Origin of the sequence: Plantactinospora sp. WMMB782 (genome assembly GCF_049179135.1) — a bacterium.
Lineage (GTDB): Bacteria > Actinomycetota > Actinomycetes > Mycobacteriales > Micromonosporaceae > Plantactinospora.
Genome location: NZ_JBMHMC010000007.1, coordinates 6,608,688 through 6,621,501, shown reverse-complemented (window position 1 = coordinate 6,621,501; position 12,814 = coordinate 6,608,688). Strand labels below are relative to the sequence as shown.

The following is a 12,814-nucleotide window of genomic DNA, read 5'->3' as shown; positions in this document are numbered from 1 at the left end:
CGGCGCTCCCGTCCTGCCGCCGGGGCGTCAGCTGTCCCGTTCCGGGTAGCCGACCGGGACGGCCGAGACGTCGTCGAGCGCCCGGGTGATCTCCAGCGGCAGTGTCATCCGCTCCACCTGGAGTGCCCCGAGCAGCTGGCCGACGGTGCGGGCGCCGAGGATCGGGGCGACCACCCCGGGCCGGTCCCGGATCCAGGCCAGCGCCACCTCCAGCGGCGACACCCCCAGACCGCCGGCCGCGGTGGCCACCGCCTCCACGATGCTGGAGCAGCGTGGCTCCAGGTAGCGGGCGACGAACGGCTCGAAGTGCGCCGAGGCGGCCCGGGAGTCGGCCGGGCGGCCGTGCCGGTACTTGCCGGTCAGCACCCCACGACCGAGCGGCGACCAGGGCAGCACACCCAGCCCCAGACTCTCGCAGGCGGGCAGCAACTCCCGCTCGATGCCGCGCTCCAGCAGCGAGTACTCCACCTGGGCGGCGACCACCGGTGCCCGGCCGGGGAACGCGGCCTGCCAGGTGGCCGCCTGGGCCGTCTGCCAGCCGGAGAAGTTGGAGACCCCGACGTACCGGACCCGGCCACTGTGCACGGCGTGGTCCAGGGCGGCCAGCGTCTCCTCCAGTGGGGTGGCGGGGTCGTAGCCGTGCACCTGCCACAGGTCGACGTGGTCGGTGCCGAGCCGGCGCAGTGAGGCGTCCAGGGTGCGCAGCAGATGGCCCCGGGAGGTGTCCCGGCGGCGGTCGGCACCCGGCCGCAGCCCCGCCTTGGTGGCGATCAGCAGGTCGTCCCGGGGCACCAGGGTGCCGAGCAGCGAGCCGATCACCGCCTCCGCGTCGCCGTCGCCGTAGACGTCGGCGGTGTCGACGAGATTGCCGCCGGCATCGAGGTAACTCTTCAGTTGGGCGGCGGCGTCGTCCGCATCGGTGTCCCGACCCCAGGTCATGGTGCCGAGCGCGAGCCGGGAAACCGCCAGCCCGCTTCGGCCGAGCGGTCGTTGTCGCATGGTTGAACCTTATTCAGAACATCGCTCCGCCGATATCCTCGCTCCCACCATCCCGGGCAGGCTTCCCGGTCCGGGTCACGGCGGCGGCGAGGGTGGACCGGCACAAAACCGACTTCGAGGTATGGGTCCGGCATCGGCGGGTCAGCGGAGGGCGGTCAGCGGTCATTGCGTACCCTGATGCGACTTGCGCAGCGGATGGGGGAGAGGGACCAGTGCGACTCGGGCTCAGCCTCGGATACCAGACGGCGTGGAGCACTCCGGCGGACCATCTGGCCCTGGCCCGGAGGCGGACCGGCTCGGCTACTCGGTGGTCTGGGCGGCCGAGGCGTACGGCTCGGACTCGCCCAGCATGCTGGCCTGGCTCGCCGGCCAGACCGAGCGGATCGACGTCGGCTCGGCGGTGATGCAGATCCCGGCGCGCAGCCCGGCCGCCACCGCGATGACCGCCGCCACCATCGACGCGGTCTCCGGCGGCCGGTTCCGGCTCGGCCTCGGCGTCTCCGGCCCACAGGTCTCGGAGGGCTGGCACGGGGTGCGGTTCGCCAAACCGCTGGCCCGGACCCGGGAGTACGTCGACATCGTCAAGCTGGCCATCGCCCGCAAGCCGGTGGAGTACGACGGCGCGCACTACCGGCTGCCGCTGCCGGACGGCCCCGGCAAGGCGCTGCGGCTCGGCTTCCACCCGCCCCGCGAGGAGATCCCGATCTACCTGGCCGCGGTCGGCCCGAAGAACCTCGAACTCGCCGGTGAGATCGCCGACGGCTGGCTGGCGATCTTCTTCGCCCCGGACTTCGCCGCCGACCAGCTGCGCACCGTCGCCGCCGGCCGGGCCAAGGCCGGCAGGGAACTCGCCGGCTTCGACATCGTGCCCAGCGTGCCGGTGGTGGTCGGGAACGACGTCGGCACCTGCGCCGAGCTGGTCCGCTGGTACGCCGCGCTCTACGTCGGCGGGATGGGCAGCCGGGAGCAGAACTTCTACAACCAGCTCGCCACCCGGATGGGCTACGGCGACGCCGCCCGCGAGGTGCAGGACCTCTACCTGGCGAAGCGGCAGCGGGACGCGGCGGCGGCCGTACCGCTGGAGTTCATCGACCGGACCTCGATGCTCGGGCCGAAGGAGCGGATCGCCGACCGGATGCGCGAGTACGCCGCCTCCGGCGTGACGACCCTCTCGGTGAGCCTCTTCGTCGCCGACGCCGAAAGTGGCATCCAGACCCTGCGCACCTGCGCCGAGGCGCTGGATCTCGCCGGGGTCGGCGAGTGAGCGGCTCCGGCCAGCGGGGGCCGGCGGACGGCGGGCGGGGTACGGCGGGGAGCGGGGTGCGCGGGTGAGCTGGATCGAGGCAATCGTCCTGGGAGTGGTCCAGGGCCTCACCGAGTTCCTGCCGATCAGTTCCTCCGGTCACCTGCGGATCACCTCGGCGATCTTCTTCGACCAGGACGCCGGTGCGTCGTTCACCGCGGTCACCCAGCTCGGCACGGAAGCCGCCGTACTCCTCTACTTCGCCAAGGACATCTGGCGGATCACCCGGGTCTGGGTGATCGGCATCTGGGACCCGTCCGTCCGGTCCAGCCTCGACTACCGGATGGGCTGGTACGTCATCATCGGGTCGATCCCGATCGGCGTGTTCGGCCTGCTGTTCAAGGACCAGATCCGCACCGCCGCCCGGAACCTCTGGCTGGTCGCCACCACGCTGATCGTCTTCGCCTTCGTGCTGGCCTTCGCCGAGTACTGGGGTCGACAGACCCGCCGGCTGGAGAACTTCACCCTGCGGGACGGCATCGTGATGGGTCTCGCGCAGGCGATGGCGCTGATTCCCGGGGTGTCCCGGTCCGGTGGCACGCTCACCGCCGGGCTCTTCCTCAACCTGACCCGTGAGGCGGCGGCCCGGTACTCGTTCCTGCTGGCCATCCCGGCGGTGGTGATGTCCGGCGTCTTCAGCCTTCCGGACGTCTTCGACACCAGCGGCGGCGGCGCGATCCCGACCCCGGCCCAGATGGTGGTGGCCACGATCATCGCCTTCGGCGTCGGGTACGCCGCCATCGCCTGGCTGCTGCGCTACGTCGCGCACCACACTCTCTACGTCTTCGTGCTCTACCGGGTGGCGCTGGGCAGCCTGGTCCTGGCCCTGCTGCTCACCGGCACGATCTCCGCCACCTGACCCCGACCCACCCTGCACGGCCACCGAGACGGAGGCGGGGCCTGCTCGGCCGCTCGACCCACCGCTCGGCCGCTCGACGTACCCGCTCGACCGGGCCGGCCTCCCGGCATCGGCCCGTGGGCGGCGGGGGGCGCGATTCGGGCGGCTCGCGCGGGCCGGCCGGGACCGGAACGTAGGGTGTGAGCGTGGCGACCCTCTTGCTCCTGCGGCACGGCCGGACCACGGCGAACGCCGACGGCGGCCTGGCCGGACGGCAACCCGTCGAGCTGGACGAGACCGGCCGGGCCCAGGCGACGGCGGTGGGCGGCCGGCTGCGGGCGATCCCGCTGGCGGCGGTGGTGACGAGTCCGCTGATCCGCTGCCGGCAGACTCTGGAGCTGGCGCTGCCGGACGCCGTACCGGTGGTCGAGGAGGGGCTTGTCGAGTGCGACTACGGGGTCTGGCAGGGCCAGCCGCTGAAGAAGCTGGCGAAGGATCCACTGTGGAAGGTGGTGCAGCAGCACCCGAGTGCCGTCGTCTTCCCGGACGGGGAGTCGATGGCCGGGATGGCCGCCCGTGCGGTCGAGGCGGTACGCCGGTGGGACGCCCGGGTCACCGCCGAGCACGGGCCGGAGGCGATCTGGCTGGCGTGCAGCCACGGTGACGTGATCAAGGCCATCGTGGCGGACGCGATGGGCGTACACCTGGACCAGTTCCAGCGGATCGTGGCCGACCCGGGCTCGGTGACCGGCATCCGCTACACCCCGGTCCGCCCCTTCCTGCTGCGGCTCAACGACACCGGCGGCGACCTGACCGGCCTGGTTCCGCCGCGTACCGGTCGCCGTCGCCGTCCCCGGTCGGTCTCCTCGGACGCGGCGGTCGGCGGCGGCGTCGGCGCCGCCGGTGCCGGATCGGGCGGCGGTGCGGACGGGCGGCAGCGGTGACCCGCCGTCCCGGTCCCGACCAGCCCGGCGCAGCGGAGACCGCGCGGCGGACCACCGCCGTCGGCGCCGGCGGGCCCGGGCGTACGGTGATTCGCGTCGGTGGGCTGCGCGCTGTGGTAGCCGGGCGGATAGGGTCGTGGGTATGACCCACCAGGTGCACGCATTCGAGCCGCCCGAGCGGTTCGTCGCCGGAACTGTGGGTCCGCCGGGTGAGCGGACGTTCTTCCTCCAGGCCCGCGGCGGCGGCCGGCTGGTCAGCGTGGCGCTGGAGAAGGTCCAGGTCTCCCTGCTGGCCGAGAAGCTTGAGGAACTGCTGACCGAGGCGCACCGCCGGTTCGGCGTCGAGCTGCCCGAGCCGCCCCCGGTCACCTCGGACAACGAGCCGCTGGACACGCCGGTCGACGAGGAGTTCCGGGTCGGCACCCTCGGGCTGGCCTTCGACGTCGACACCGCCACGGTGGTGATCGAGGCGATCGCCGCCGGGGAGGCCGAGGCGGAGGTCGAACTCGGCGGCGAGGAGGAGGAGGTCGACTCCGACGACGAGGAGCCGGACGACGACCTCGACCGGCTCCGGGTCCGGTTGACCCCGCAGGCGGCCCGCGAGTTCATCGAGCGGGCCCGCCGGGTGGTGGCGGCGGGACGGCCGCCGTGCCCGCTCTGCGGCCAGCCGCTCGACCCGGCCGGGCACCTCTGTCCGCGACACAACGGGTACCACCGGTGACCGTCGCCGTCCCCGCACCGGGTCCGGCCCGGTGACCTCCTCCGAACTGCGGCCCGTGCTGGAGGAGAGCGACGCCCTGCGTCTGCTGCGCGGCGGCGAGTTCGAGCTGGAGGGCCGGCTGGTCGACGCCTCCAACACCACGCTGCGGGGATTCCTGACCCTGGACGGGGTCACCGCCCGCTGCGTCTACAAGCCGATCCGGGGCGAGCGGCCGCTCTGGGACTTCCCGGACGGCACGCTGGCCGGTCGGGAGGTCTCCGCGTACCTGCTCTCCCGGGCCACCGGATGGGACCTGGTCCCGCCGACGGTGCTCCGGGACGGTCCGCTCGGCCCCGGCGCCTGCCAGCTCTGGATCGACGAGCCGGAGCAGGCCGAGCCGCTTGTCGGGTTCGTGCCCGCCCGCAGCCTGCCGGCCCGCTGGTTCCGGGTGGCGGCGGCCCGGGACGACGACGGCGCCCCGTACGCCCTCGCGCACGCCGACGATCCCCGGCTGGCCCGGCTCGCCGTGCTCGACGCGGTGATCAACAACGCCGACCGCAAGGGCGGGCACGTGCTCGTCGGCCCGGACGACCGGATCTACGGCGTCGACCACGGCGTCTGCTTCCACGTCGAGGAGAAGCTGCGTACGGTGCTCTGGGGCTGGTCCCGCCGGGACCTGCCGCCGGACGCGCTGGAGATGCTCACCGAACTGACCCGCCAGCTCGCCGGCACGCTGGGGGAGAGCCTGGCCGAACACCTGACGGTCGGCGAGGTCGCCGCGCTGGCCCGCCGGGTCGACCGGCTGCTGGCCGGCGCACGGTTCCCGGAGCCCTCCGAGGAGTGGCCGGCCATCCCCTGGCCGCCGATCTGAGTTCCGGCGCTCTCCGGCGACTAACCGATTCCGGGTGGCCGGGCGGCTGCTGTCGATCTGATCACCCCTGCCGGCGGGCCGGGGCCCGGGGCCGGCCGGCTGACTAATCTGGTGACCATGGAAACCTGGATGGGTCACGAGATTCCCCGGTTGCCGGGTCGGGGACCGCAGCTCGCTCTCTACGACTCGGCGCGCCGTGGCGTGCACCCGACCCGCCCCTCCGGCCCGGCGACGATGTACGTCTGCGGGATCACGCCGTACGACGCGACCCATCTGGGGCATGCCGCGACGATGATCGCTTTCGACGTCGTACAGCGGGTGTGGCGGGACGGTGGCCACCAGGTCGACTACGTGCAGAACGTCACCGACATCGACGATCCGCTGCTGGAGCGGGCCGAGCGGGACGGCGAGGACTGGGTGGTCCTGGCGATGCGGGAGACCGCGCTGTTCCGGGAGGACATGGAGGCGCTGCGGATGATCCCGCCCGCCCACTACGTCGGCGCCGTCGAGTCGATCCCGGCGATCGCCGAGAAGGTCCGGGCGCTTGTCGACGACGGTGCGGCGTACCGGCTCGACGACGGCACCGGGGACGTCTACTTCGACGTCTCCGCCGCACCCCGGTTCGGCTACGAGTCCAACCTCTCCCGCGAGCAGATGCTCGGCTACTTCGCCGAGCGGGGCGGGGATCCGGACCGGGCCGGCAAGCGGGACCGGCTCGACCCGCTGCTCTGGCGCGGCGCCCGGGACGGCGAGCCGGCCTGGGCGGGCGGTTCGCTCGGCCCCGGCCGACCGGGCTGGCACATCGAGTGCGCCGTGATCGCCATGGCGCTGCTCGGGGACACCGTCGACGTCCAGGGCGGCGGCAACGACCTGCTCTTCCCGCACCACGAGTGCTCGGCGGCGCACGCCGAGCGGCTGACCGGGGCGGAGCCGTTCGCCCGGCACTACGTACACGCCGGCATGATCGGCCTGGACGGCGAGAAGATGTCGAAGTCCAAGGGGAACCTGGTCTTCGTCTCCCGGCTGCGGGCCGACCACGTGGACCCGATGGCGGTGCGGCTGGCGCTGCTCGCCGGCCACTACCGCAGCGACCGGGAGTGGACCGACGACCTGCTCAAGGAGAGCACCTCGCGGCTGGCCCGGTGGCGGGAGTCCGCCGCGGCGCCGTCCGGGCCCGCCGGCCCGGAGCTGCTGGCCGGGGTACGCGAGCGGCTCGCCGACGACCTCGACACGCCGGGCGCGCTGGCCCTGCTGGACCGCTGGGTGGACGCCGCGCTGGCCGGCTCCGGCACCGATCCGGCCGCACCGGACCTGATGGCCGCCACCGTCGACGCCCTGCTCGGCGTCAAGCTGTAGCGCGGCGGCTGGACGTCCCTGTGGCGCGGCGGCCGGACGCTCTCCGGCGGCACAGTCAGCCGAGTACCAGGCCCGGGTCCGGGTCGGCCTCCGGCACCGGGCCGGGGACCTGGTACTGCTCGGTCAGCGTGGTCATCGGGCCGGGCCAGGTCGCCTGGGCCACCTCGATCGGCTTGTGGTTGGCGTCGTAGGCGACGTGCAGCAGGTGCAGCACGGGGGTGTCCGGGCGGATCTGGAGGATCTCCGCCTCGTCCCGGCTCGGCTGCCGGGCGCTGATCTGGTCGGTGGCGGAGACGTAGCGCCGGCCGATCGCCTCCTCCGCCTCCTGGTAGAGCGGCCGGCCGTACGCCTCCATCCGCTCCAGGCTGGTGCCGGCGGCGTCGGCGGTACGGAACCAGGAGGCGCCGACCTCGACCGGCACCTCCTCGGTGCGTACCAGGTGCCGCCGGACTACCAGTTCGGTGCCGTCGGGCACCCCGAACGCGTCGGCCACCTCGGGCGGGGCCGGTGCCCGACCGACCTGCACCAACTGTTGCCGGTACCGGGCGGCAAGGTCGGCGTGGTAGCCCCGGTGGCCGCCGTACCGGCCCCGGGAGAGCCGGTTGAGCCGGCGCCGGGTGCCCCGGACGTACGTGCCGGAGCCCGGCTTGGTGATCAGCACACCCTCGACCCGGAGCTGGTCGATGGCGCGCTGCACGGTCTGCTTGGCCACCCCGAACATCTCGGCGATGGCCGGGATGGAGGGGAGCCGTTCACCGGCCGCCCAGTCGCCCGCGCGGATCCTGGCCCGCAGCTGCCCGGCGATCTGTCGGTGCGGAAACTCGGCCGCTCCCGGGTTGATCTGCACTCCCACCCCCGCACCCGTCCAACAACAACACTAGTGTCCTAGGATGCCCTACGAAACGTGCCTCACGCAACCCGAACCCGACCGACCAACGACGTATAGGCACTTGCCGACCTGGACACCAGAGGCGCTATCCAGCGGTGGTAGCGCCTCTGGTGTCCAGGTGGAGGTGGAAGCTACCCGGCTGCGCCGGGTGGGCGCGGGATGGTGGCGCGGGTAGGCCGTGCGGCAGTAGGGCTACCAGGAGCCGGCGGTCGGGCCGGCCGAGCCGCCGCGCCGACGCAGGTACTTCTCGAACTCCTGGGCGATCTCGTCACCGGTCAGCGGCTGGATGCCGGCGTCACCGACCCGTTCCTCCAGCTCGCGGACGTACTCGCCGAGCTCGGCGTCCTGCTCGGCGGCGGTACGGACCCGCTGCTCCCACTCGGCGGCCTCCTCGGCCAGCTCCGACATCGGGACCGGCAGGTCGAGCACCTCCTCGACCCGGTGCAGCAGGGCCAGGGTCGCCTTCGGGCAGGGCGGGTTGTTGGCGTAGTGCGGCACGTGCACCCAGAACGACACGGCGTCGACCTCGGCCCGGGTGGCGGCGTCGTGCAGTACCCCGACGATGCCGGTCGGGCCGTCGTAGCGGGTCGGGGTGAGCTGGTAGCGCTCGGCGGCGTCCTTGTCCGAGGCGCTGCCGCTGATCGGCAGCGGCCGGGTGTACGGCACGTCGGCCAGCAGCGCGCCGAGCAGCACGATCCGGTTGATCTCCAGGCTGTGGCAGACCTCCAGCACCTGCTCGCAGAAGGTGCGCCAGCGCATGCTCGGCTCGATCCCGCGGATCAGCACCACGTCCCGGTCCGTACCGTCCGGGCTGGCCCGCATGAACCGGGTGGTCGGCCACTCGACCCGGCGGGTCTCGCCGTCGGCCATCGTGATCGTCGGCCGGCTCACCTGGAAGTCGTAGAAGTCCTCCGGGTCCAGCTCGGTGATCTGCTGCGCCTGCCAGACCTGTTCCAGGTGTTCGACCGCCGCGGTGGAGGCGTCGGCCGCGTCGTTCCAGCCCTCGAAGGCCGCGATCGCGACCGGCGAGCGCAGCATGGGCAGCCCGTCGAACTCGGTCACGCCCTACCCCCAGCGTGCGTGCCGCGGCCGGACCGGACGGTCCGGAGCCGTCTGGTGGTGTCCGCGATGTGCCTGGTACTGCCGTCCCTGTTGTCCCTCACGTCCGCCAGCCTACGTCCCTGACCCGGATGCGGCCCGCCGGCCGCGCCGGCCCGGCCCGGCAGGGGAGCGCGACGGGCGGTCCCCCGGCCATCCGGTCGCCGCCGGACATCACGGACGGAAGGGCTGATCGACCGGCTGAGGGTACGTCTGCGGACGGTACGCCTACCTCCGGTGGCGGCACCGGCCGCCGGACTAGCCTCAAGGCGTGTCGACTCCGCTGCGTGACGCGCTCGGCCGGCGGGTGCTGGTCGCCGACGGCGCGATGGGGACGATGTTGCAGGCAGCCGAGTTGACCCTTGACGACTTCGAGGGTCACGAGGGGTGCAACGAGATACTCAACGTGACCCGGCCCGACGTGGTCCGGTCGGTGCACGACGCGTACCTGGCCGCCGGGGCGGACTGTGTCGAGACGAACACCTTCGGCACCAACCTCTCCGCACTGCGCGAGTACGGCATCGAGGACCGGATCGCCGAGCTGGCCGAGGCGGGCGCCCGGCTGGCGCGGCAGGCCGCCGACGCGGCGGCCAGCCCGGACCGGCCCCGCTACGTGCTCGGCGCGATGGGGCCGGGGACGAAGCTGCCGACCCTGGGGCATCTCGGCTACCCGGAACTGCGCGACGCGTACCAGCGCAACGCGGCCGGGCTGCTCGCCGGTGGCGTGGACGGGCTGGTCGTGGAGACCTGCCAGGATCTGCTCCAGGTCAAGGCGGCGGTGGTGGGTGCCCGGCGGGCGCTGGCCGAGGCGGGCCGGGAGCTGCCGGTGGTCTGCCACGTCACGGTCGAGACCACCGGCACCATGCTGCTGGGCAGTGAGATCGGGGCGGCGCTGACCGCCCTGGAGCCGCTCGGCATCGATCTGATCGGGCTGAACTGCGCCACCGGGCCGGCCGAGATGACCGAACACCTGCGCTACCTGTCCCGGCACGCCCGGATCCCGCTGTCGGTGATGCCGAACGCCGGGCTGCCGGAGCTGACCGCCGACGGCGCCCGCTATCCGCTCACCCCGGACGAGCTGGCCGAGGCGCTTGCCGGCTTCGTCGACGGGTACGGCGTCACCCTGGTCGGCGGCTGCTGCGGCACCACCCCGGAGCACATCCGGGCGGTGGTGCGGCGGCTCGGTGCCGGGCCGGTGGCGCCGCCCCGGACGCCGGAGCCGGATCCGGGGGTGGCCAGCCTCTACCACCACGTACCGTTCGCCCAGGACGCCAGCGTGCTGATGGTCGGCGAGCGGACCAACGCCAACGGCTCGAAGGCGTTCCGAACGGCGATGCTGGCCGGGGACTGGCAGGAGTGTGTCGAGATCGCCCGGGGCCAGGCCCGGGACGGGTCGCACCTGCTCGACCTCTGTGTCGACTACGTCGGCCGGGACGGCGTACGCGACATGCGTGAACTCGCCGGCCGGTTCGCCACCGCCTGCACCCTGCCGGTCATGCTCGACTCCACCGAGCCGGCCGTGGTCGAGGCGGGGCTGGAGATGCTCGGCGGCCGGTGCGTGGTCAACTCGGTCAACTTCGAGGACGGCGACGGCCCCGACTCCCGGTACGCCCGGATGCTGCCGCTGGTCCGCGAGCACGGTGCCGCGGTGGTGGCGCTGACCATCGACGAGGAGGGTCAGGCCCGGACGGCGGAGTGGAAGGTGCGGGTGGCGTCCCGGCTGATCGACGACCTCACCGGCCGGTGGGGGATCGACCGCCGGGACATCCTGGTCGACTGCCTCACCTTCCCGATCGCCACCGGCCAGGACGAGACCCGGCGGGACGGGGTGGAGACCATCGAGGCGATCCGGGAGATCGCCCGCCGCTATCCGGGGGTCAACTTCATCCTCGGCATCTCGAACGTCTCCTTCGGGTTGAACCCGGCGGCCCGGCAGGTGCTCAACTCGGTCTTCCTGCACGAGTGCGTGCGGGCCGGTCTGACCAGCGCGATCGTGCACGCCAGCAAGATCCTGCCGATGGCCAGGATCCCTGACGGGCAGCGGGAGGCGGCGCTGGACCTGGTCCACGACCGGCGCCGGCCGGGCCACGACCCGGTGCAGCGGTTCGTCGACCTCTTCGAGGGGGTGGACGCCGCCTCGGCCCGGGCCGGCCGGGCGGAGGAACTGGCCGCGCTGCCGGTGGACGAGCGGTTGAAGCGCCGGGTGGTGGACGGCGAGCGCACCGGGCTCGAGGCCGACCTCGACGAGGCACTGACCGGCCGGTCGGCGCTGGCCATCGTGAACGAGCTGCTGCTGGACGGGATGCGGGTGGTCGGCGAACTGTTCGGCGCCGGCCAGATGCAGCTGCCGTTCGTGCTCCAGTCCGCCGAGGTGATGAAGGCGGCGGTCGGCCATCTCGAACCGCACATGGAGCGCTCCGCCGACGGTGGCAAGGGCCGGATCGTGCTGGCCACCGTCAAGGGCGACGTGCACGACATCGGCAAGAACCTGGTCGACATCATCCTGACGAACAACGGCTACGAGGTGGTCAACATCGGCATCAAGCAGCCGATCGCGGCGATCCTGGACGCCGCCGAGGAACACGCGGCGGACGCGATCGGGATGTCCGGACTGCTGGTGAAGAGCACGGTGGTGATGCGGGAGAACCTGGCCGAGATGGCCGCCCGGAACGTCGCCGGGCGCTGGCCGGTGCTGCTCGGCGGTGCGGCGCTGACCCGCTCCTACGTGGAGGACGACCTCCGGTCCGGGTACCCCGGCGAGGTGCACTACGCCCGGGACGCCTTCGAGGGACTGTCCCTGATGGACCGGCTGATGGCGGCGAAACGCGGCGGTGCCCCGGTGGTGGACGCCGAGCGGGAGGCGGCGCTGGCCGCCCGGCGGGCCCGCCGGGACCGGCAGCGGACCCGGGTCGGCGCGGCGCTGCCGGAACTCTCCGACGACTCGGTCCGCTCCGACGTGCCGACCGACCTGCCGGTGCCGACGCCGCCGTTCTACGGCAGCCGGGTGGTCCGGGGCATTCCGCTGGCCGACTACGCGGCGCTGCTCGACGAGCGGGCCACCTTCGGCGGCCAGTGGGGGCTGCGCGGTTCGCGCGGCGGTGCCGGGCCGAGCTACGAGGAACTGGTGGAGACGGACGGGCGGCCCCGGTTGCGTGCCTGGCTGGACCGGCTCGCCGCCGACCGGGTACTCGAGGCGGCCGTCGTCTACGGCTACTTCCCGGCCTACTCGGACGGCAACGAACTGGTGCTGCTCGACGAGCGGGGCGAGGTCGAGACGGCCCGGTTCGGCTTCCCCCGGCAGCGGCAGGAGCGGCGGCTCTGCCTGGCCGACTTCTTCCGGCCCCGGGGCGCCGGGCTCGACGTCGTCGCGCTGCAACTGGTCACCGTGGGGCAGCCGATCGGGGAGTACGCCGCGAAGCTCTTCGCCGCCGACGAGTACCGCGACTACCTGGAGGTGCACGGGTTGTCGGTGCAGCTCACCGAGGCTCTCGCCGAGTACTGGCACCGCCGGATCCGGACCGAGCTGACCCTGCCCGGCGGCGGTTCGGTGGCCGACGACGACCCGGCCGACCTAGCCGGGCTGCTCCGCACCGACTACCGGGGCTGCCGGTACGCGTTCGGCTATCCGGCCTGCCCCGACCTGGAACACCGGGCCAGGTTGGTCGAGCTGCTCGGCGCGGAACGGATCGGGGTGCGGCTCTCCGAGGAGTACCAGCTCGTGCCGGAGCAGTCGACCGACGCCATCGTGGTGCACCATCCGGAGGCCAGCTACTTCAACGCCAGGTGACCGGGCACCGGCGACCCGGGGTGCGTGCG

At 73.2% G+C, this 12,814-nt stretch carries 9 protein-coding genes and 1 pseudogene; 7 read left to right on the top strand and 3 right to left on the bottom strand.

What is annotated here, in order from left to right; genetic code table 11:
• Positions 1–27: 27 nt before the first annotated feature.
• On the bottom strand, positions 28–999 hold the full coding sequence (locus ACN28A_RS31620) for an aldo/keto reductase (RefSeq protein ID WP_421401513.1): 972 nt from the start codon (positions 997–999) through the stop codon (positions 28–30).
• Positions 1,000–1,211: 212 nt separating this feature from the next.
• On the opposite strand from ACN28A_RS31620, the pseudogene ACN28A_RS31615 reads away from it, so the two are divergent.
• The 6 genes and pseudogenes from ACN28A_RS31615 to mshC all read left to right on the top strand — a co-directional run bounded on the left by ACN28A_RS31615 (position 1,212) and on the right by mshC (position 7,011).
• Positions 1,212–2,263: pseudogene (locus tag ACN28A_RS31615) on the top strand (LLM class F420-dependent oxidoreductase).
• Positions 2,264–2,327: 64 nt separating this feature from the next.
• Positions 2,328–3,161 carry an undecaprenyl-diphosphate phosphatase gene (locus tag ACN28A_RS31610; RefSeq protein ID WP_421401510.1) on the top strand — a complete coding sequence of 278 codons (834 nt, stop codon included), beginning with the start codon at positions 2,328–2,330 and terminating at the stop codon, positions 3,159–3,161.
• A 179-nt stretch (positions 3,162–3,340) separates the two neighbouring features.
• Positions 3,341–4,084, top strand: coding sequence for a histidine phosphatase family protein (locus tag ACN28A_RS31605; RefSeq protein WP_421401507.1), 744 nt, complete (start codon positions 3,341–3,343; stop codon positions 4,082–4,084).
• 142 nt (positions 4,085–4,226) lie between these two features.
• Positions 4,227–4,805, top strand: coding sequence for a DUF3090 domain-containing protein (locus ACN28A_RS31600; protein ID WP_421401504.1), 579 nt, complete (start codon positions 4,227–4,229; stop codon positions 4,803–4,805).
• Between the two features lie 31 nt (positions 4,806–4,836).
• Positions 4,837–5,655, top strand: a complete 819-nt coding sequence (locus ACN28A_RS31595; RefSeq protein WP_421401502.1) for an SCO1664 family protein — start codon at positions 4,837–4,839, stop codon at positions 5,653–5,655.
• 117 nt (positions 5,656–5,772) lie between these two features.
• Positions 5,773–7,011 (top strand): cysteine--1-D-myo-inosityl 2-amino-2-deoxy-alpha-D-glucopyranoside ligase, encoded by a 1,239-nt coding sequence (gene mshC / locus ACN28A_RS31590; protein ID WP_421401499.1) that lies wholly within the window; start codon positions 5,773–5,775, stop codon positions 7,009–7,011.
• A gap of 55 nt (positions 7,012–7,066) precedes the next feature.
• Here the strand turns inward: mshC and ACN28A_RS31585 are convergent, their stop codons facing one another.
• Positions 7,067–7,858 (bottom strand): GntR family transcriptional regulator, encoded by a 792-nt coding sequence (locus tag ACN28A_RS31585; RefSeq protein WP_421404744.1) that lies wholly within the window; start codon positions 7,856–7,858, stop codon positions 7,067–7,069.
• Positions 7,859–8,092: 234 nt separating this feature from the next.
• Positions 8,093–8,962: a PAC2 family protein gene (locus ACN28A_RS31580; protein WP_421401496.1), complete on the bottom strand. Its 870-nt coding sequence runs from the start codon at positions 8,960–8,962 to the stop codon at positions 8,093–8,095.
• Positions 8,963–9,281: 319 nt separating this feature from the next.
• On the opposite strand from ACN28A_RS31580, the gene metH reads away from it, so the two are divergent.
• The gene (gene metH, locus ACN28A_RS31575) at positions 9,282–12,785 is read left to right on the top strand and encodes a methionine synthase (protein ID WP_421404743.1); all 3,504 of its coding nucleotides are present in this window, start codon (positions 9,282–9,284) and stop codon (positions 12,783–12,785) included.
• Positions 12,786–12,814: the final 29 nt, after the last annotated feature.